Source organism: Janibacter sp. Soil728 (genome assembly GCF_001428305.1).
GTDB lineage: Bacteria > Actinomycetota > Actinomycetes > Actinomycetales > Dermatophilaceae > Janibacter.
The window spans coordinates 139,489-159,538 of record NZ_LMRZ01000006.1; the positions used below are offsets into that span (position 1 = coordinate 139,489).

Genomic DNA, 20,050 nt, shown 5'->3' on the forward strand with positions numbered 1-20,050 from the left:
GATCGCTGGTTGGGTGGCTCCATGGACATCACGAGCCTGCTCATCGGACTCCTGGTCGGCGCCCTCCTCGCAGGACTGGTCGCTTGGCTCGCGGGCCGCGCCGAGGTCGCGGGGTTGCGGGCCGAACGCGACGGCCTGCGCGAGCGACTCGACGACCACGAGGTCGCGAGCGAGGACGACGACCGGACCGCCGCCGCGCTCGTCCCGCTCGGGGAGACTCTGCGTCGCGTCTCGGCCAAGGTCGAGCAGCTCGAGCGCGACCGGGTGAGCCAGTACGCCTCGGTGCGCGACGCACTGGGCCGCGTGGAGGACTGCACGACCCGCGTGGGGCGCGAGGCGTCATCGCTGGCCTCGTCCCTGCGCATCTCTTCCGTGCGCGGCGCCTGGGGCGAGGTGCAGCTGCGCCGGGTGCTCGAGGTGTCCGGCATGCTCGCCCGCTGCGACTTCGAGGAGCAGGCACGTGGCGCGGCCTCCACCGGACGCGACGTGCGCCCCGACGTCGTCGTCCACCTGCCCGGCGGCAAGCACCTCGTCATCGACGCCAAGGCACCGATGAGTCACTGGCTGCAGGCCCAGGCCGAGGAGATCGACCCGTCCGAGCACGACCGCCTGCTCGAGGCGCACGCTGCCTCCCTTCGCTCGCACGTGACGGCGCTGGCGGGCAAGGCCTACTGGACCGCCTTCGAGCCGTCGCCCGAGATGGTCGTGTGCTTCGTCCCGTCCGACGCGACGCTCGCCTCCGCGCTCTCCCGCGCGCCCGGGCTGCACGAGGAGGCGATGGCCGAGCGGGTAGTGATCGCCTCCCCCGGCACCCTGCTCGCCCTGCTGCGCACCGTGGCCTACGCCTGGCAGCAGGAGTCGGTCACCCGCGACGCCCAGGAACTGCTCACCATCGGGCGTGAGCTCTACGAGCGGTTGGGGACGCTCGGCGAGCACGCCACGAGGATGGGCCGCTCGCTGCAGCGCTCCGTCGAGGACTACAACCGGCTCGTCGGCTCGCTCGAGTCCCGCGTGCTCGTCAGCGCCCGACGGATGAGCGAGATCGGGATCAGCCCCGACGAGCTGGACGAGGTAGCGCCCGTGACGACCGCTCCCCGGCCGCTCACCGCACCCGAGCTCCTCGACGCCGTCGCTGTCGACCACGCACGACCCGAGCTCGATCTCGGGCTGACGCAACCACCCCATCAGGGGCAGGATGGACGGCACCCCGGACGCGAGGAGGCGTCATGAGCCCGACATCCGACATCGAGCCGGAGCCCGAGAGCAAGACCGACACCGGCACCGACACCGGCACGGACACGGACACCGCAGCCCAAGGCCCCGGAGTGGCCGAGCACTGGCCCTCATGGGAGCCGCCCTTGGCCGGCACCGACGCCGAGCAGATCGTGGCGGCGCTCGACCGGCAGCGTGCCACCTTCCGGTGGAAGGCGGACGGCCTCGACGCCCCGGGGCTCGCACAGCGCGTCGGGGCGTCGACCCTCAGCCTGGGTGGGCTGCTCCACCACCTCGCCTTCGTCGAGGACCACTACTCCACGCAGCGCCTCGACGGCTCCACACCCGATGCACGGTGGTCGCCCCTGCAGAGCGAGGAGGGGTGGGAGGCGCACTTCGAGCCGAGCGGCTCACCGGATGAGCTGTACGCCCTCTACGACTCCACGGTCACCCTCGCCCGGGAGCGCCACGCTGCCGCGATCGCCGCTGGCGGGCTCGACGGCAGCGTGGCCATGAGCCACGCCGACCTGGGGCATGCCAACCTGCGCCGCCTGCTGCTCGATCTCCTAGAGGAGTACGGCCGCCACACCGGCCACGCCGACCTGCTGCGCGAGGCCGTCGACGGACGCGTCGGCGAGGACCCCGACGAGGAGTGGGCCACCCCCTGGGACCGGTGAGATCCCAGGGTTGATCGTTCCGATACTGGAACTACCCGGGGCCGCCCGCCCCTTCGCCTGGCCGCGACCGTGCGCCATGATCGACGCATGACACAGGAGATGCCATCGCCGGCCAGCTGGTACTTCGAGGACTTCGCCGTGGGTCAGGTGTTCCGCACGCAGTCCCGCACGATCACCGAGACGGACCTGGTGACCTTCGCAGGGTGGAGCTGGGACACCAACCCGGTCCACACGGATGCCGTGCAGGCCGCCGAAGGGCGTTTCGGCCACCCGATCGCGCACGGCGTGTTGGGGCTGTCCGTCGCCATGGGCCTGGCGTCCCGGCTGGGTGTCTTCGAGGCCTGCTCCATCGCCCTGCTGGGCATCGACGGCTGGCGCTTCGAGGCGCCGGTCATGATCGGCGACAGCGTCAGCTGCGCCATCCACATCACCGGGGCGCGGGCCACGAGCTCGGGTGACGCCGGCATCCTCGAGCGGGACTTCGTCCTGAGCAACCAGACAGGTGTCGTGGTCCAGCGAGGCAGCATCGGCCTCATGGTCAGCTGCCGCCCCGCCTGACCTCGCCCCGCCTGACCTCACCCCGCGCCCTCAGACCTCCAGCACCCGCGCGATCGGCACCCCGGCCCGGTAGCTCAGGTGCAGGTGGTTGGGCGCCTCGAGCACGGTCAGGTCGGCGCGCGCACCGACCTCGATACGACCGATGTCGTCACGGTGCAGGGCGCGCGCGCCGCCTCGGGTCGCGGCGACGACGGCCTCGCTCGGGGTCATCCCCATCTCGCGGACGGCGAGCGCGATGACGAAGGGGATCGAGCTGGAGTAGCAGGTCCCGGGGTTGCAGTCGCTGGCCAGCGCCACCGAGACACCGGCATCGAGCAGCGCCCGCGCGTCCGGGTAGGGCGAGCGGGTGGAGAACTCCACGCCCGGCAGCAGCGTGGCGGTCGTCGTCTCGGCCGCCCCCACCAGTGCATCGACATCGTCGGCCGACAGGTACGTGCAATGGTCGACGCTCGCGGCCCCGAGCTCGCAGGCCAGCTGCACCCCGGGCCCGTGGCCGAGCTGGTTGCCGTGGACGCGCAGCCCGAGCCCCGCGGCCCGGCCGGCGAGCAGCACTGCGCGAGACTCCTCGTCGGTGAAGGCGTGCGGCGAGGCCGGCTCGCAGAAGACATCGATCCAACGGGCATGCGGCGCACAGGCGCTCAGCATCTCCCCCGTCACGAGGTCGACGTAGGCGGCGCGGTCCTCGCGCATCTCGGGCGGCACGACGTGCGCGCCGAGATAAGTGACCTCGTCGGTCACCTCGGCAGCCAGGCGCAGCGCTCGCACCTCGTCCGCGACGGTGAGCCCGTAGCCGGACTTCACCTCGACGGTGCTCGTGCCCTGGGCGCGCATCTCGGCGATCCGCGCCGCGAGCGCGGTGCGCAGCCAGTCGTCGTCGGCGGCCCGCGTCGCCTCCACCGAGACGCCGATCCCTCCCCCGTCGTAGGCCTGCCCGGCCATCCGGGCGGCGAACTCCGCCGACCGGTCACCGGCGAAGACGAGGTGAGCGTGGCTGTCGACGAAACCGGGTGTGACACAACGTCCCTCGACGTCGATCACGGAGTCTGCGGCTGGCGCGACCGAGGCCTCGCCGACCCACGCGATCCGGTTGCCGACGACGACGAGCGCCATGTCGGAGCGCGCGCCGGCGCCCCCTTCGCCCGTGCCGTCGCAGGTGACGAGTTCCCCGATGTTGGTGACCAGCGTGCTCATGCGCGGCGCCTCCGTGCGGACTCTCGGGTGATGACGCGATGGATGAGCCGGGCCGCGACCTTGGCGGTGCGCTGGTCGACGTCCAGGCCCGGGTTGAGCTCGGTGACATCGAGGTGGATCAGCTTGCCGCTGTCGACGACCACATCGCACACCGCCTGGATGACGAAGGGGGGAACCCCCAGTGCCGCAGGCGCGCTCACTCCCGGCGCGACCGCCGCCGGCAGCACGTCGAGGTCGATCGTCAGGTAGACCTCGTCGAGCTCGTCGAGGAAGCCCCGCACGAAGCCGACCGCGGCGCCGACCTCCTGGCTGTCGTCGTCGAGCAGCCACCTCGCCCCGATGGACTCAGCGGTCTCGAAGAGCACGCCCGTGTTGCTCGTGCGGCTGATCCCGACGACCGCGTAGCGCATGTCGACCCCGGTGGCCCGGCGTTCCCGCGCGATCTGCAGGAAGGGTGTGCCCGATGTCGGCACGTCCGCCTCCCGCAGGTCGAAGTGCGCGTCGAGGTTGAGCACGCCCATCCGCGGCCGCGGCCCGAGGCCGAGATGGCTTCCGTACGCCGTCTCGTGACCGCCTCCGAGGACCACCGTCAGCGCCCCGTCGGCAGCGGCCGCCGCGACCACCTCGCCGAGGCGACGCTGACCCCCTTCGAGGTCATCGGCTTCGACGCTCACGTCGCCGTGGTCGACGACGACGAGGTCCTCGTGGACGGCGAGCGAGCCGAGGGCGGCGCGCAGGGCACCGGGCCCCTGCGCCGCGCCGACCCGTCCCTTGTTGCGGCGCACCCCTTCGTCGCTGGCAAAGCCGATGAGGGCAGCATCGGGACGCGTCCCGGCACCCGGCCGGGTGACCGTGTGGAAGAAGCGACGGTGAGCCGACCCCTCACCGTCGGTCCGGCCACTCCACTCGAAGGGGGCGCCCATGCTCACTCCTGCCCGTCGCGGATCGTCGGCTCCATCGGCACGCGAACACCGCGCTCCTTGGCGACCTGCGCGGCCCGTGAGTAGCCGGCGTCGACGTGCCGCAGCACGCCCATCCCCGGATCATTGGTGAGCAGTCGCTCGAGCTTCTGCGCGGCGAGCTCGGTGCCGTCCGCGACACCCACCTGACCGGCGTGGATCGAGCGACCGATGCCGACCCCACCGCCATGGTGGATCGACACCCAGGTCGCGCCCGAGCTGGCGGCGGTGAGTGCGTTGAGCAGCGGCCAGTCAGCGATCGCGTCGGAGCCGTCGAGCATGGCCTCGGTCTCGCGGTAGGGCGAGGCGACGGAGCCGGAGTCGAGATGGTCGCGGCCGATGACGATCGGCGCCTTGACCTTGCCGTCACGGACCAGCTCGTTGAAGAGCAGACCCGCCTTCTGCCGCTCGCCGTAGCCGAGCCAGCAGATGCGGGCGGGCAGCCCCTCGAAGTCGACGAGCTCGGCCGCGGCATCGAGCCAACGGTGGAGGTGCTCGTTGTCCGGGAAGAGCTCCTTGAGCGCGGCGTCGGTGACCGCGATGTCCTCCGGGTCACCCGACAGGGCCACCCAGCGGAAGGGGCCGAGGCCCTCGCAGAAGAGCGGTCGGATGTACGCCGGGACGAAGCCGGGGAACTCGAAGGCCCGCCCGTAGCCCGCGTGGCGGGCCTCGTCGCGGATGCTGTTGCCGTAGTCGAAGACCTCGGCGCCCTCGTCCTGGAACTCGACCATGGCCTGGACCTGCGCGGCCATCGACTCGCGGGCCTTCTTGGTGAAGCCCTCCTCGTCGGCCTCGGCCTCACGGGTCCAGTCCTCGAGCGCGATCTCCGCCGGGAGGTAGCTCAGCGGGTCGTGCGCGCTCGTCTGGTCGGTGACGATGTCGACGGTGACCTCACCGGCTCGATGACGACGCAGGATCTCGGGGAAGACTTCTGCGGCATTGCCGACGAGACCGACGGACAGCGCGCGGCGCTCCCCCTTCGCCGCCATGACCGTGGCCAGGGCGACGTCGAGATCGGTCTCGACCTCGTCGAGGTAGCGCTTGGACTGCCGGCGCTTCAGCCGGGTCTCGTCGACGTCGACGATCAGGCAGGCGCCGCCGTTGAGGGTGACCGCGAGCGGCTGGGCGCCGCCCATGCCGCCACACCCACCGGTGAGGGTGAGGGTCCCGGCGAGCGTGCCCTCGAACCGCTTGCGGGCGATCGCCGCGAAGGTCTCGTAGGTGCCCTGCAGGATCCCCTGGGTCGCGATGTAGATCCACGACCCGGCCGTCATCTGGCCGTACATCATCAAACCCTCGGCCTCGAGCCGACGGAACTCGGGCCAGTTGGCCCAGTCACCCACGAGGTTGGAGTTGGCCAGGAGCACCCGCGGCGCCCACGGGTTGGTGCGCAGCACGCCGACGGGCTTGCCCGACTGCACGAGCAGGGTCTCGTCGTCCTCCAGGTCCTTGAGGGTGGCGACGATGGCGTCGAAGGCCTCCCACGACCGCGCGGCGCGTCCGGTCCCGCCGTAGACGACGAGGTCGTCAGGGCGCTCGGCCACCTCCGGGTCGAGGTTGTTCATCAGCATGCGCAGCGGCGCCTCGGTCTGCCAGCTGCGGGCATTGAGCTCGGTGCCTCGGGGGGCACGCACGGGACGGGCTCCGTCCATGGTGATCACACTCTCCTTCTCTTCACGCTCCCTGAGGAGGTCGCGCATTCTCTTCACGCTCCCTGCGGAGGTCGCGCATTCTCTTCACGCTCCCTGAGGAGGTCGCGAAGCGACCGTCTCGAAGGGGCGATGCTCTGGACTAGTTCAGTGGACCCGTCACGGACTCGGCCGCGGCGCGGACGGACCCGTCGATGACGGCGAGATGGGCGGCGGCCAGGTCGGGCGAGGTGAAGCGGTCCGGCCCGGGGCCACCGACTCCGTGCTCGGTCAGCGTGGCGATGACGGCGGCGGTTGCGGGCGCAGGACGAAGGGGGGTCCGCAGCGCGATCCCCCGCGCTGCGGTGTAGAGCTCGATGCCGATGACCCGCGAGAGGGCGTCGACGCTGCGGCGCAGCTTGCGCGCGCCACCCCAGCCCATCGACACGTGGTCCTCCTGCATGGCGCTGCTCGGGATCGAGTCCACGCTGGCGGGGGCGGCCAGGCGCTTCATCTCCGAGACCATCCCGGCGGCGGTGTACTGGGCGATCATCAGCCCGGAGTCGGTGCCGGGGTCCTCCGCGAGGAAGGGAGGAAGGCCATTGCTGCGCTTGACGTCGAGGAAGCGGTCGGTGCGCCGCTCGCTCATGCTCGCCACGTCTGCGGCGACGATCGCGAGGAAGTCCAGGACATAGGCGATCGGTGCGCCGTGGAAGTTGCCATTGGACTCGACCCGCCCGTCGGGGGTGACGACGGGGTTGTCGATGGCCGCGGCCAGCTCGTACCCGGCAATCGTCGCGGCGTGCTCGACGGTGTCGCGGGCGCCACCGTGGACCTGCGGTGCGCAGCGCAGCGAGTAGGCGTCCTGGACGCGGGTGCAGGCGGCCGGGTCGCGGTGGCTGTCGCGGATCGGACTGTCGGACAGGACCGCTCGCATGTTGGCAGCGGACAGCGCCTGACCGGGCTGCGGACGCAGCGCCTGCAGGTCGGCGGCGAAGACGTCATCGGTGCCGAGCAGCCCCTCGACGCTCATCGCGGTGGCGATGTCGGCCGTCGCCAGCAGGTGCCGCAGGTCGTGGACGGCCAGGCAGAGCATGCCGAGCATCCCGTCGGTGCCGTTGATGAGGGCCAGGCCCTCCTTCTCGTGCAGCTCGACAGGGGCCAGCCCGGCCTCGGCGAGCGCCGCGGCGGCATCGACCTCGTCGCCGCCACCGACGCGGACCCTCCCTTCGCCCATGAGGGTGAGGGCGCAGTGGCTGAGCGGTGACAGGTCGCCGGAGCAGCCGAGCGAGCCGTACTCGTGCACGACGGGGCTGATGCCGTGCTGGAGGAGGGCGAGGTAGAGGCGCAGGGTCTCCTCGCGAATGCCGGTGCGGCCCGTGGCGAGGGTCTGCACGCGCAACAGCATGAGCGCGCGGACGACCTCTTCCTCCACCTCGGGGCCGGCCCCGGCAGCGTGGCTGCGCACGAGCGATCGCTGCAGCCGGGCGCGCTTGTCGAGCGGGATGTGGGTGGTGGCCAGGGCCCCGAATCCGGTCGAGACCCCGTAGTGCGCCACGGTGTCCTGCGCCAGCCCCTCGATGACCGTGCGGGCAGTGCGCACGCGCTCCCAGGCGGCATCGCTGATGGCGACGGGTGCGTGGTGGCGGGCGACGGCGACGACCTCGTCGATGGTGAGGGGCCGGTCGCCGAGGACGACGGTGGTGGTGTCGGTGCTCATGACCCCATGCAACCCCCTCGGCCACACTCCCGGGAGCGTTCCACAGGCGTTAGTGTCTTGGATGAGAGACAAGGAGACCCATGGCCAATGCCGCCGCCGCCGGGCACGCCCTGCGGGCGCTGACCCACCTCGCCAGCCGCGCAGAGCCGATCCCCGCGGCCCATCTCGCGCGGGCCATCGGGCTGCCCCGCAGCAGCACCTACCACCTGCTCGCCGTCCTGGTGGAGCACGGTTATGTCGTCCACTACGAGGACGAGCGCACCTACGGGATCGGCGCCGCAGTCCACGAGCTCGGTGCCGGCTACCAGCGGCAGGACCCGCTGCAGCGGCTCGCCCGCCCCCTCGTCGAGCGGCTCGTCGACAGCACGACGCACAACGCCCACCTGGCCGTGCTGTCCGGGCGGGACGTCCTCTACGTCATCGAAGAACGTGCAGCGGGCCGCCCTTCGCTCGTCACGGACGTCGGGGTGCGCCTGCCCGCGACGGTGACTGCCAGCGGCCTGGCGATGCTCGCAGCGCTGCCGCGGCGGCAGGTCACCGCGCTCTACCCCTCGGCCTCGGTCATGGTCACCGACGGTCCGGCCACCCCGTCAGCGCTGCGGCGTGAGCTCGTCGACGTGCGGGCTCGCGGCTACGCCCTCGAACGCGGGAGCGTCTCCCCCGACCTGTCGTCGGTCGCCTCGGCGGTCCTGGACCGCGATGACCACCCCGTGGCAGCGGTGGCGATCACCTTCCGCCACGACGGGGTCGACGAAGGGGGCCTGGCTCGCCTCGCGCAGGCGGCCCGGCGCACGGCCGAGCTGGTGAGCACGCGGCTGTAGCGGCCGCCCTCCAACGGCGCACCCTCTAGCGGGCGCCGTCGGTGGGTGACGCCATCGGTGGGCGGTACCCGGGCCGGCCCGCGGTCCCCGCAGACCGGACGGCTGCCCGCCCGATGGCGCGCCCGACCCGCTCGACCGTGCCCGGCGGCTGCTCCGAGAGGCTCGGCGGCATCGCGACCACCGGGCAGGTGGCGCCCTCGAGCAGGCGCTGGGCGAAGAGCGGCTCGCCGGTGAGCCGCCGCGGGGTGTCGATGACGAGCAGGTCCGCGTCCTGCGCCGCGTCGAGGAGCACCTTGCGATGACCGCCACGCACGAGGCGCAGCTCCGCACCGTGGTCGGGGCCGAGGATCTCGGCGACGTCCGCGGCCAGCGAGCGCTCCAGCGACGTGACGACATCGCTCTCGCGCGGCGGCGTGGCCGCGATGACCCCGGACGTGGAGCCGGCGGACGCCGGCATCTTCCACGCGCGCACGGCCACGAGGCGGCCCTGGTTGAGGGCGACCTGCGCAGCGGCCCAGCGCAGGGCGGCCGGGGAGCGCGACGTCGTGCTGACGCCGACGACGACGGTGTAGGGGTGGGATCCAGCGCTCATCTGATGCCTCCTCAGACCGGCAGGTTGACGGTCTCGTTGCCCTGGTCGTCGTAGCTGGTGAGCGGGGGCGCGATCTCCTCGAGCGACTTGCCCTCTGCGTCGACGCCCCAGACCGCCGCGACGAGCGCGCCGATCATCATGATCCCGGAGGCGATGAGATAGCCCCAGAACATCGGGGCCCGGTCGCTGCCGTCACCGATGAGCCAGCCGTAGAAGACCGGCCCGATGGCACCGAAGATCTGCGCCACCGCGAAGAAGTAGGAGATCGCCTGGCCACGCACCTCGAGCGGGAAGATCTCCGAGACCGTGAGGTACCCGGCCGAGGCTCCGGCCGAGGCGAAGAAGAAGGCGACGCACCAGAAGGCGGTGTGCGTTCCCGCGCTCAGCATGTCGGCGTTGAAGAGGAACGCGGAGATGGTGAGCACGATCGCGGCGAAGGCATAGCACCCCCCGATCATCTTGCGACGACCGACGGTGTCGAAGAGGGGACCCAGGAGCAGTGGTCCGAGCAGGTTGCCGACGGCGAAGGGGAAGAAGTACACCGCGGCGCTCGACGCCGTCTTGTCGTAGAAGTTCTGCAGCACGAGCGAGTAGGTGAAGAAGATCGCGTTGTAGAGGAAGCTCTGCGTGATCATCAGCGTCGCGCCGAGCACGGTGCGCGTCGGGTACTTCTTGAAGAAGACGTAGGCGAGCTGCTTGGGGGTCAGGCCCTCGCGGGCCTTGATCCACATGCCGTCGCGCTCCTCGTCGAGATCGGGGAGCGCGTCCCCCTTCGCCCGGACCTCGTCCTCGATGCCGGAGATGATCTCCTCGGCGTCGTCGAACCTGCCGTGGGTGACCAGCCACCGCGGGCTCTCGGGGATGTGCCGGCGCAGGTAGATGATGCCGAGACCGAGGACGGGGCCGACGAGGAAGGCGATCCGCCAGCCGAGGTTCTCCCCGACGATGTCGGGGTTGAGCAGCCAGTAGCTGGCGAAGGCACCCATGCCGGCGCCGAACCAGTAGGTGCCGTTGATGGCCAGATCGACCCGCCCACGGAACTTCCCGGGGATGAGCTCGTCGATCGCGGAGTTGATGGCCGAGTACTCGCCGCCGATGCCCGCTCCGGCGACGAAGCGAAGGGCGAGGAAGACCCACATGTTGGGGGAGAAGGCCGCCAGGCCCGAGGCGACGAGATACAGCGCCAGGGTCATCGTGAACAGCTTCTTGCGCCCGAGGGTGTCGGTCATGCGGCCGAAGAGGAGCGCGCCGGTCACCTGACCGACGAGGTAGACCGTCCCGGCGAGGCCCACGTCCGCCGAGGACATGCCGAGCGACTTCTCGAAGCCCCCGGCGGCCACGATCTGGACCTCGAGACCGTCGAGGATCCATGCCGTGCCCAGACCGAGGATCACCATCCAGTGGAACCTGGACCACGGCATGTCGTGCATGCGAGCCGGGATCAGGCTCCTGATCGGCTTGTCCTCTGCCACGTCCGTCGCGCTCATCTCGGCACCGCCCTCCCGGCGCCGGTGGCGCCCTGAGGACGTCCTACCCGAGGCGAGGACGATGATGCACGGCCCACCCCCCTTCGTCGGACGAAGGGGGGAGCCTGCGTCAGTGCAGCTGGCCCGCGTCCGCGAGAGAGCCGGCGTCGTGCTTCATCTTGTCGTCCATGCCCGCTGCCTTGAGGTCCTTGCGCAGCTCCTTGGGCAGGGAGAAGAGGAGGCTCTCCTCGGCCGCGGTGATCGGCCGGACATCGCCGTAGCCACGCTCCGCCAGGTAGTCGAGCACTCCCCGTACGAGGATCTCGGGCACGGATGCACCGGAGGTGACTCCGACGGTCTGCACGCCCTCGAGCCAGGCCTCGTCGATCTCGTCGGCATAGTCGACGAGGTGCCCGTCGCGGGAGCCGTGCTCGATCGCCACCTCGACGAGACGGACCGAGTTGGAGGAGTTGCGCGAGCCGACGACGAGCATGAGGTCGCAGTCCTTGGCCATCTGCTTCACCGCCAGCTGACGGTTCTGCGTCGCGTAGCAGATGTCATCGCTCGGAGGATTTTGCAGCTTGGGGAACTTCTCCCGCAGACGCCGCACGGTCTCCATCGTCTCGTCGACGGAGAGGGTCGTCTGGGAGAGCCACACGACCTTGTCGGGGTCGCGCACCTCGACATTGGCGACATCGTCCGGGCCCTCGACGAGGGTGATGTGCTCGGGAGCCTCACCGGAGGTCCCGACGACCTCCTCGTGGCCCTCGTGGCCGATGAGCAGGATGTCGAAGTCGTCGTCGGCGAACCGCACGGCCTCACGGTGCACCTTGGTGACCAGGGGGCAGGTCGCGTCGATCGTCTTGAGGCTGAGCGCCTTGGCCTCCTCGTGGACGACGGGCGCCACGCCGTGCGCGGAGAAGACGACGGTGGCACCCTCTGGGACCTCGTCGGTCTCCTCGACGAAGATCGCGCCCATCCCCTCGAGGGTGGTCACGACGTGCTTGTTGTGGACGATCTCCTTGCGCACATACACCGGAGGGCCATAGAGCTCGAGGGCCTTCTCGACGGTGACGACGGCTCGGTCCACCCCTGCGCAGTAGCCGCGGGGGGCCGCGAGCAGGACGCGCTTGGCGCCGTGCTGGGCGTCGGAGTCGGAGGACAGGGACGTAGTGGTGCTCATGCCCCCATGGTAGGCGAGCGGCCTGTACGGGCCCTGACCCCGTGCAGCACGCCGCCAGTGCCGTGTCAATGGGCACTTCTCACCGCTGTCCCCCGCCCCTCCCGGCCGCGAGACTCGGACTGATCTCCCGACACCGATGTCGGGAGCCTGGGGAGAGGCCACCATGCACCAGCCCGAGCACACGACCATACGGACCGGGGCGGGGCTGCTTTTGGCCCTCGCCCTGGTCCTCGCCTACGTCATCTCCGTTGCGCCATCGGCGGATGCCGCAACGCAGCACTGCACCGACCACACGACCGCCACCAAGATCGAGGTCGACGACGACTTCGTCAACCCGACGACGGTCAGCGTCACGGACACCCGGACGGGCGCCATGATGGACGTCCTCGTCACCATCACCGGGGCGAGCTTCTCCCTCGAGAGCGGCGACCCCGACCTGACCCTCGACGGCGCGACCTGGTGCATCAAGTCGGCCACCCTGGCCCACGACGGCACCGGGACGTCGGGCGTGAGCGCCAGCACCAACAAGCAGGGAGTGGCCCAGGACATCTCGTACCTCGTCCTGGTCTCCGTGACCACGGTGGACCCGACGCCGGTGCAGAACTGCAACCAGTCCACGACCGCGGGTGGCTCCGGCGTGACCACCACGGTCCACGAGATCGGCGCGGCCGGGCCCACGTCCTTCCTCTTCGCGTGGGAGGCGCAGAACGTGCCCGACCAGTTCCAGGTCTTCTACGAGGGCGTCCTGCTGCATGACACAGGAGTGGTCGGCGACGCCATCAACGAGGGGACCGGGTCCGCCACCGTCACCGTGCCTGCGGGCACCAGCACCCAGGTGACGGTCGTCGTCACCGGCCCGTCCGGAACCGCGTGGGACTACGTCGTCAACTGCCCGGCAGGGACCGTCCCGACGCCCTGACCGACGCACACCCCAGGGCCCTGACGCCCCGAGGCACCACCGGGCAGCAGGTGCCCGGCACCAGGCACCCCCGACTCGCACCCAGCGAGGTCGGGGGTGCCTCGTACGCTGATCCCATGACCTCGCCCCTGCCCGACAAGGCCGCGGACACCACCGCCGAGCAGCCGTGGCCGGTCCGGCTGCTCAGCATGAAGATCGCCGACTACGTCGACAAGATGTCGGTCACCTGGGTCGAGGGGCAGGTCGTCCAGCTCACCCGCCGCCCGGGGGCCCGCACCGCGTGGCTGACGCTGCGTGACCCCGACGTCGACATGTCGTTGTCGTGCATGGTCCGGGTCAACGCCCTCGACGCGATGGCCGCACCCCTCGGCGAGGGCGCCCGGGTCGTCGTGCAGGCCAAGCCGAGCTACTGGACCCAGCGCGGGTCGCTGTCGATGGACGTGCGCCAGATCCGCCCCGTCGGCGTCGGCGAGCTGCTGGCCCGCATCGAGTACCTCAAGCAGAACCTGCGCTCCGAGGGCCTCTTCGACACCTCGCGCAAACGGCCCCTCCCCTTCCTCCCCCGCCGGGTCGGGCTCGTCTGCGGTCGGGCCAGCGCCGCCGAGCGGGACGTCGTGGAGAACGCGCACCGCCGCTGGCCAGGCCTGCCCTTCACCATCAAGCAGGTCGCCGTGCAGGGGCCGACCGCGGTGACCGAGGTGACCGCGGCCATCCGCGAGCTCGACGCGATGGCTGACGTCGACGTCATCATCGTCACCCGGGGCGGTGGGTCCGTGGAGGACCTGCTGCCCTTCAGCAACGAGACGATGGTGCGTGCCGTGTCCGAGGCCCGCACACCGGTGGTCAGCGCGATCGGTCACGACGTCGACACCCCGATCCTCGACCTCGTGGCCGACGTGCGCGCCTCGACCCCCACCGATGCCGCCAAGCTCGTCTGCCCCGATGCTGCTGCGGAGCGCGCGGGGGTCGTCGACTCGCGTGCCCGGGCACGCGCCGCGCTCGCGGGCCTGGTCGAGCGCGAGCGTCGCGGGCTGGTCCACCTGACGAGCCGGCCGGTCCTGGCCGACCGCACCGCCTTCGTCCGTGCCCAGCGCGAGGTCGTCGAGTCACTGCGGCGTCGGGCGCACGGGCGGGTCGAGGCGCGGCTGCACCGCGAACGCGACCGGATCGGCCACCTGCGCACCCAAGCGCGGGTCCTCTCCCCCGCCTCGACGCTCGAGCGGGGCTACGCGATCGTCCAGCGTCCCGAGGGCGAGGTCATCGCCTCCCGGGAGGGGCTGGCCATCGAGGACCTGCTGCGGGTGACCGTGGCCGACGGCGACTTCGCGGTCCGCGTCACCGACTCCTGAGGGACTGAGCCGGTGCCGCCCGCCCACCGTCGGGCACGGCGCTGCCTCCGACGAGCACTGCATCACCCACGACCGGCGCTGCCGGTGCCTGCGCCGAGCCCGGACCCGCAGCGATACGCACCTAGAGTGGGCGCCATGGCAGATGAGCAGGAGCAGACCGACGTCGCCGACCTCGGCTACGAGGAGGCACGGCAGGAGCTCATCGAGCTCGTCGCCCGCCTCGAAGGGGGGCAGGCCGGCCTCGAGGAGTCGATGCAGCTGTGGCAGCGGGGCGAGGCCCTCGCCGTGCACTGCGAGTCCTGGCTGGACAAGGCGGAGGCGAGCCTGTCGCCCGAGGACGGGTCCGACTCCCAGGATGGCTGAGGTGGTGGCCGGGCAGGTGTACCGGGTCGCCGCTGGCCTCCTCGTCGCGGACGGCCGGGTCCTGCTCGGCCACCGCCATCCCGAGCGGCAGAACTACCCCGACTGCTGGGACGCCGTGGGCGGCCACATCGAGACCGGTGAGTCGCCCGAGCAGGCGCTCGTACGGGAGTGCCACGAGGAGATCGGCGTCGCCGTGACCAGCGCCCGGCTCGCGCTGACGACCCGCATCGACGATCTCGAGCTGCACGCCTTCGTCATCGAGGCGTGGTCGGGCAGGCCGACCAACCTCGCGCCCGAGGAGCACGACGACCTGCGGTGGTTCCGCCTGGACGAGCTGGCCGCCCTGCGCCTGGCACACCCCGCCCTGCGCGATCTCGTCGCCGCCGCCCTCACCACGGCCTGACCGCTCGTCTGCATTCCCCTATGGCAATGCAGACGTTCGTCTGCATTGCCATAGGGGAATGCAGACCAACGGTCGGGAGCTCGGGCTCAGCTCGGGTTCGAGCTGGGGCTCGGGCTGGCCTTGGTCACCTCGGCAGGGGTCAGCCGGTTGGCGAAGTCCTCGAGCTGGGCCCACGATCCCGTCCCGGTGACCAGCGTCGTCAGCGTCGTGGAGTCCTTGGGGACGTTGACCAGGCTGCGCTGGACCTTGCCCTCGCGGTCGCGCTTGGCCCAGACCCGACCGTCCTTGGTGGTGAGGGTGCCGACACGCACGCCGTTGTTGGTCTGGGTGTCGAGCCACCCCTGGCCCGGATCGAGAGCCTGCTGCACCGAGACGTACTGGCCGTCGGGGGTGGTGTAGCCGGCATTCCAGACCATGACATCGCCCTTGGAGCGCACATAGCGCACATTGGTGGCCGCCCAGCCGTCGGGGAGCGCCCGCGGGTAGGCGAAGGGCTGACCGGCCTGCTGGGCGCGGAACTGAGCCGTCCCGGGGACGTCGATGGACTGCGGTGTCGTGCTGTTGGGCCGTCCGGCGATGAAGAAGAGTCCGAGCGCGATCGCGACGATCACGGCCATGGAGCGGGCCATGTTGGCCGCGCTGCCCTTGGCGTAGTGGCTGGCTCCGCGGGCGGGCACACCCTGCTGCGCCGCCAGCTCAGCGGGCGTGGGCTCGCGTCGAGGGGCGGGACTGGGTGCGGTCTCGGCCTGGTCGCCGGGGGCAGAACTCATGGGTGACATGGTCGCACGCGCGGATGGGTGCGCCAGATAGGCTCTGGCCCGACGAGCACGTTGCCACGCGAGGAGAGCCATGACCGATTCCCAGTCCAGCCCGAGCGCCGGGGTCATGCACCCCGACCGCAACCTCGCGATGGAGCTGGTCCGGGTCACCGAGGCAGCGGCTCTGGCCGGCGGCCGGTGGGTCGGCCGTGGTGACAAGAACACCGCGGACGGCGCGGCCGTCGACGCCATGCGCTCGATGATCTCCAGCGTCCGGATGGACGGCACCGTCATCATCGGCGAGGGCGAGAAGGACGAGGCCCCGATGCTCTTCAACGGCGAGCAGGTCGGCGACGGCGAGGGTCCGGCCTGCGACGTGGCGGTCGACCCGATCGACGGCACGACCCTGACGGCGAAGGGGATGACCAACGCGGTCTCCGTCCTCGCCGTCGCGGACCGCGGCTCGATGTACGACCCGAGCGCCGTCTTCTACATGGACAAGCTCGTCACCGGCCCTGAGGCGGCCGATGTCGTCGACATCCGCCTGCCCGTCGCAGAGAACATCCGGCGGATCGCCAAGGCCAAGAGCGAGCAGCCCGAGGACGTCACCGTCATCATCCTCGACCGGCCCCGTCACCACGAGCTCGCCGAGCAGGTGCGCGCCGCGGGCGCTCGCATCCGCTTCATCTCCGACGGCGACGTCGCCGGCGCGATCATGGCCGCCCGTCCGGGCACCGGCATCGACCTGCTCCTCGGCGTCGGCGGTACCCCCGAGGGGATCATCACCGCCTGCGCGATCAAGTGCCTCGGCGGCGTCATCCAGGGCCGGCTGTGGCCCCGCGACGACGAGGAGCGCCAGCACGCCATCGACGAGGGACACGACCTCGACCGGGTCCTGACCACCGACGACCTCGTGGCGACGGACAACTGCTACTTCGTCGCCACCGGCATCACCGACGGTGAGCTGCTGCGCGGGGTGCGCTACCGCGCCGGCGGCGCGACCACCGAGTCGCTCGTCATGCGCAGCAAGTCCGGGACGATCCGGGTCGTCGAGGCGCACCACAACCTCACCAAGGTCCAGAGGCTCTTCCCCCAGCAGAGCGCCTGAGTCCGATGCCGGGCCTGCTCCGCCGCTCCCCCGCCCCGGCCTCCACGCTGGTGATCGGCGAGTCCCTCGTCGACATCGTCGAGAGGTCGGACGGGGGGCGCGAGGAGCACGTCGGCGGCAGCCCGCTCAATGTCGCGGTGGGCCTGGCGCGACTCGGGCACCCCGTGAGCCTGGCCACGCACATCGCCCGCGACGCCCGGGGTGCCGCGATCGGGGAACACCTCGCGCAGGCGGGCGTCGTGCTCACGCCGGGCAGCGACACCGCGCTCGACACGTCCACGGCCACCGCCACCCTCGACGCCGCGGGGTCCGCGTCATACTCCTTCGACATCGCCTGGCGGGTGCCCGAGCTGCCCGAGGTGCCCGGCCACCTGCACACGGGCTCGATCGGTGCCCTGATGCGTCCCGGTGGGGTCGACGTGCTGTCCGCCATGGCCGGCGCGGCCCGGGGCCACACGGTCTCCTACGACCCCAATGTGCGCCCGGACCTCTTCCCCGGCCGCGAGACGGCGGTCACCGAGGTCGAGCGTCGCATCGCCGTCAGCGACGTCGTCAAGGCGAGCGACGAGGACCTGCAGTGGCTGGCGGGCCGCTCCCTCGACGATGACGAGCTGGCCGACCAGCTGCGGTCCTGGTGCGCGCTCGGCCCGGCGCTGGCCGTGTGCACGCTCGGTCCACGCGGAGCGATGGCCATCCTCCCTTCGGGCCGGCTCGTCACCCTGCCGGGACGAGCCGTCGAGGTCGTCGACACCGTCGGCGCGGGCGACGCCTTCATGTCCGGCCTCCTCTCGGGCCTCATCGACGCCGGCCTCCTCGGCCGCTCGGACGCCAAGGCCCGGCTGCACCGCTCTCGCGGTCAGGCACTCTCCCCCGCGATCCAGCGCGCCGTCGACGCCTCGGCCTTCACCGTCACCCGGGCCGGCGCCCAACCACCGAGCCGCGCCGACCTCTAGGGTCGGCGCGGCTCGGGGGCACGTCGAGGTGCGTGCTCCGCACGCTCCTCAGGGAGCGTGGTTCACGCGCTCTGCGTCTCGCGCGCCCGGGCCCGCTCGAGGGCCCGCTGCCGGTCCTCCTCGGACTGCTGGGCGAGCTCGGCCGCCTTGGCATCATCACGGGTCAGGCAGTCGCCCGACTCCGGGTCGAAGACGTGCATGGTGTCGGGATCGAAGACGAAGTTGGCGTCATCGCCCTCACGCACCCGCGAGCGCGGATCGAGGTTGACGACCATCTGGGTGCGCATGCCCTCACCGTCAAGCTCCTTGTCGAGCTCGTCGAGCTTGTCCTTGACGGCACCCTCGACGGTGAAGGGGATGTAGGCGTACTGCTCGTTGCCGAGCCACTCCGCCTGGTCCACGGGCGCCTCGAAGCGCACTCCGTTGGCCGGGACATCACCCAGGTCGGCGTCCTTGATGTGCTCCGGCCGGATCCCGACGATGAGCAGGTCCTTGCCGCTGGCGCGCTCCCGCACGGCAGCCGGCATGGGGACGCGGCAGAAGGGCAGCACCAGCTCGTCGCCCTCGACCTGCGCGGGCAGGAAGTTCATCGGCGGCGTGCCGATGAACCCGGCGACGAAGAGGTTGACCGGCTGGTCGTAGAGCTCGCGGGGACTGGCGCACTGCTGCAGCACCCCCTTCTTCAGCACCGAGACGCGGTCACCGAGGGTGAGGGCCTCGGTCTGGTCATGCGTCACGTAGATCGTCGTCGTGCCCATCCGGCGCTGCATGCGGGCGATCTCCGTGCGCATCTGCCCACGCAGCTTGGCGTCGAGGTTGGACAACGGCTCGTCGAAGAGGAAGGCGTCCGCCTCGCGCACGATCGCCCTGCCCATCGCCACGCGCTGGCGCTGGCCACCCGAGAGGTTCGCCGGCTTGCGCTCGAGGTGCTCGTCCAGCTCCAGCATCGTGCTGGCCATGCGCACCTTGGAGTCGATCTCGTCGTTGGTGAACTTCCCCTTGGAGAGGCGAAGGGGGAAGGCGATGTTCTCGTAGACCGTCAGGTGCGGGTAGAGGGCGTAGTTCTGGAAGACCATCGACAGGTTGCGGTCCTTCGGCGAGAGGTCGTTGACCTCCTTGCCGTCGATGAGCAGCTCGCCGCTCGTGATGTCCTCCAGCCCGACGACCATGCGCAGCAGGGTCGACTTGCCGCACCCGGAGGGGCCGACGAAGATCATGAACTCGCCGTCCCTGATGTCCAGGCTCACGTCGTTGACCGCCGGGAAGCCGTCCCCGTACTTCTTGACGAGGTTGTTGAGGGTGATCTCAGCCATGGGAGTTTCTCCAGTTCATCGTGAAGGCGGGGGTCAGCCCTTGACTGCGCCCGAGGTCAGACCGGCGACGATCCGGCGCTGGAAGATCAGCACGAGGATCACGACGGGAATGGTGACGACGACCGAGGCCGCCATGATCGCGCCCGTCGGCTGCTCGAACTGGCTGGCTCCGGTGAAGAAGGCGAGCGCGGCGGGGACCGTGCGCGCCTGGTCGGAGGTCAGCGAGATCGCGAAGACGAAGTCGTTCCACGCGGTGAAGAAGGTGATGATCGCGGTCGTGAAGACGCCGGGGGTGGCCAGCGGGATGATCACCTTGCGGAAGGCCTGCCAGCTGCTCGCACCGTCGACCTGAGCCGCCTGCTCCATCTCCCACGGGATCTGCTGGAAGAAGGCGGACATCGTCCAGATCGACAACGGCAGGGTCAGCGCGAGGTACGGGATGACCAGGCCGGGGATGGTGTCGAAGAGCCCGGTCTTGCTCCACACCTCGAAGAGGGGCGTCACCATGGCGACCACGGGGAAGAAGCTCACCGCGAGCGCCGTCGTGAGGATCATCTTCTTGCCGCGGAACTCCAGCCGGGAGATCGCGTAGGCGCAGAACATCGCGAGCACGACGGAGATGAAGGTCGCGACCACGCAGACGATGAGCGAGTTGCGCAGCGCCGGCATGAAGAGATCGCTCGCCCCACCGGTGAAGATCAGCCGGTAGTTGTCCAGCGTCGGTTCCTTCGGCCAGAAGTTGCCGAAGTACGCCGAGTCCGGGTCGGCCAGGGTGTCAGCGCTCTTGAGGGAGAGCGAGAGCATCCACAGCAGCGGCAGGACGGTCCAGACCATGATCGGGACGGCGAGCGTGGTCCACAGGCCCGTGCCCTTCATC

20 protein-coding genes are annotated in these 20,050 nt (G+C 70.9%); 10 read left to right on the forward strand and 10 right to left on the reverse strand.

The features are described 5' to 3' along the window. Positions 1–21: 21 nt before the first annotated feature. From ASG73_RS13900 to ASG73_RS13910, 3 genes are all read left to right on the forward strand, one after another. Positions 22–1,230, forward strand: coding sequence for a DNA recombination protein RmuC (locus tag ASG73_RS13900; protein WP_055996451.1), 1,209 nt, complete (start codon positions 22–24; stop codon positions 1,228–1,230). Further along, positions 1,227–1,889 carry a mycothiol transferase gene (locus tag ASG73_RS13905; RefSeq protein ID WP_082567265.1) on the forward strand — a complete coding sequence of 221 codons (663 nt, stop codon included), beginning with the start codon at positions 1,227–1,229 and terminating at the stop codon, positions 1,887–1,889. The genes ASG73_RS13900 and ASG73_RS13905 overlap by 4 nt, the downstream gene beginning before the upstream one ends. Positions 1,890–1,976: 87 nt before the next feature. Then, entirely contained in the window at positions 1,977–2,447 is a 471-nt protein-coding gene (locus tag ASG73_RS13910) for a MaoC/PaaZ C-terminal domain-containing protein (RefSeq protein ID WP_156466305.1), read from the forward strand. A 30-nt stretch (positions 2,448–2,477) separates the two neighbouring features. Here the strand turns inward: ASG73_RS13910 and hutI are convergent, their stop codons facing one another. The 4 genes from hutI to hutH form a co-directional block, all read right to left on the reverse strand. Then, a complete protein-coding gene (gene hutI, locus ASG73_RS13915; protein ID WP_055996454.1) occupies positions 2,478–3,638 on the reverse strand; it encodes an imidazolonepropionase in 1,161 nt (386 codons plus the stop codon). Further along, entirely contained in the window at positions 3,635–4,561 is a 927-nt protein-coding gene (gene hutG / locus ASG73_RS13920; RefSeq protein WP_055996457.1) for a formimidoylglutamase, read from the reverse strand. The genes hutI and hutG overlap by 4 nt, the downstream gene beginning before the upstream one ends. A 2-nt stretch (positions 4,562–4,563) precedes the next feature. Continuing rightward, positions 4,564–6,249, reverse strand: a complete 1,686-nt coding sequence (hutU, locus tag ASG73_RS13925; protein WP_442905392.1) for a urocanate hydratase — start codon at positions 6,247–6,249, stop codon at positions 4,564–4,566. 139 nt (positions 6,250–6,388) lie between these two features. Beyond that, positions 6,389–7,945 (reverse strand): histidine ammonia-lyase, encoded by a 1,557-nt coding sequence (gene hutH, locus ASG73_RS13930; protein WP_055996460.1) that lies wholly within the window; start codon positions 7,943–7,945, stop codon positions 6,389–6,391. A gap of 80 nt (positions 7,946–8,025) precedes the next feature. Between hutH and ASG73_RS13935 the strand changes: the two genes are divergently transcribed. After that, positions 8,026–8,766, forward strand: coding sequence for an IclR family transcriptional regulator (locus ASG73_RS13935; protein WP_055996463.1), 741 nt, complete (start codon positions 8,026–8,028; stop codon positions 8,764–8,766). A gap of 25 nt (positions 8,767–8,791) precedes the next feature. Here the strand turns inward: ASG73_RS13935 and ASG73_RS13940 are convergent, their stop codons facing one another. The 3 genes from ASG73_RS13940 to ASG73_RS13950 all read right to left on the reverse strand — a co-directional run bounded on the left by ASG73_RS13940 (position 8,792) and on the right by ASG73_RS13950 (position 12,007). Further along, positions 8,792–9,358 carry a universal stress protein gene (locus tag ASG73_RS13940; protein WP_055996466.1) on the reverse strand — a complete coding sequence of 189 codons (567 nt, stop codon included), beginning with the start codon at positions 9,356–9,358 and terminating at the stop codon, positions 8,792–8,794. A gap of 11 nt (positions 9,359–9,369) precedes the next feature. Then, complete coding sequence (locus ASG73_RS13945; RefSeq protein WP_082567266.1) at positions 9,370–10,845, reverse strand: MFS transporter; 1,476 nt, start codon at positions 10,843–10,845, stop codon at positions 9,370–9,372. Positions 10,846–10,954: 109 nt separating this feature from the next. Beyond that, on the reverse strand, positions 10,955–12,007 hold the full coding sequence (locus ASG73_RS13950) for a 4-hydroxy-3-methylbut-2-enyl diphosphate reductase (RefSeq protein WP_055996472.1): 1,053 nt from the start codon (positions 12,005–12,007) through the stop codon (positions 10,955–10,957). A gap of 163 nt (positions 12,008–12,170) precedes the next feature. Between ASG73_RS13950 and ASG73_RS17630 the strand changes: the two genes are divergently transcribed. The 4 genes from ASG73_RS17630 to ASG73_RS13970 all read left to right on the forward strand — a co-directional run bounded on the left by ASG73_RS17630 (position 12,171) and on the right by ASG73_RS13970 (position 15,041). Next, complete coding sequence (locus ASG73_RS17630) at positions 12,171–12,926, forward strand: hypothetical protein (protein WP_156466306.1); 756 nt, start codon at positions 12,171–12,173, stop codon at positions 12,924–12,926. 116 nt (positions 12,927–13,042) lie between these two features. Further along, the gene (gene xseA, locus ASG73_RS13960; RefSeq protein WP_055996475.1) at positions 13,043–14,275 is read left to right on the forward strand and encodes an exodeoxyribonuclease VII large subunit; all 1,233 of its coding nucleotides are present in this window, start codon (positions 13,043–13,045) and stop codon (positions 14,273–14,275) included. Between the two features lie 135 nt (positions 14,276–14,410). Further along, positions 14,411–14,638: an exodeoxyribonuclease VII small subunit gene (locus ASG73_RS13965; RefSeq protein ID WP_055996477.1), complete on the forward strand. Its 228-nt coding sequence runs from the start codon at positions 14,411–14,413 to the stop codon at positions 14,636–14,638. Then, the gene (locus tag ASG73_RS13970; RefSeq protein ID WP_055996479.1) at positions 14,631–15,041 is read left to right on the forward strand and encodes an NUDIX domain-containing protein; all 411 of its coding nucleotides are present in this window, start codon (positions 14,631–14,633) and stop codon (positions 15,039–15,041) included. Before ASG73_RS13965 ends, ASG73_RS13970 begins: the two co-directional genes overlap by 8 nt. Positions 15,042–15,127: 86 nt before the next feature. Here the strand turns inward: ASG73_RS13970 and ASG73_RS13975 are convergent, their stop codons facing one another. Beyond that, a complete protein-coding gene (locus ASG73_RS13975; protein ID WP_055996482.1) occupies positions 15,128–15,811 on the reverse strand; it encodes a DUF4245 domain-containing protein in 684 nt (227 codons plus the stop codon). Positions 15,812–15,890: 79 nt separating this feature from the next. On the opposite strand from ASG73_RS13975, the gene glpX reads away from it, so the two are divergent. Then, positions 15,891–16,907: a class II fructose-bisphosphatase gene (gene glpX / locus ASG73_RS13980; RefSeq protein ID WP_055996485.1), complete on the forward strand. Its 1,017-nt coding sequence runs from the start codon at positions 15,891–15,893 to the stop codon at positions 16,905–16,907. A 5-nt stretch (positions 16,908–16,912) separates the two neighbouring features. Next, positions 16,913–17,860 (forward strand): carbohydrate kinase family protein, encoded by a 948-nt coding sequence (locus ASG73_RS13985; protein ID WP_055996488.1) that lies wholly within the window; start codon positions 16,913–16,915, stop codon positions 17,858–17,860. 62 nt (positions 17,861–17,922) lie between these two features. Here the strand turns inward: ASG73_RS13985 and ASG73_RS13990 are convergent, their stop codons facing one another. Together ASG73_RS13990 and ASG73_RS13995 are read right to left on the reverse strand one after the other, a co-directional pair. Further along, complete coding sequence (locus ASG73_RS13990; RefSeq protein WP_055996491.1) at positions 17,923–19,173, reverse strand: ABC transporter ATP-binding protein; 1,251 nt, start codon at positions 19,171–19,173, stop codon at positions 17,923–17,925. 33 nt (positions 19,174–19,206) lie between these two features. Then, positions 19,207–20,049 (reverse strand): carbohydrate ABC transporter permease, encoded by an 843-nt coding sequence (locus ASG73_RS13995; RefSeq protein WP_442905395.1) that lies wholly within the window; start codon positions 20,047–20,049, stop codon positions 19,207–19,209. Between the last annotated feature and the right edge of the window lies 1 nt (position 20,050).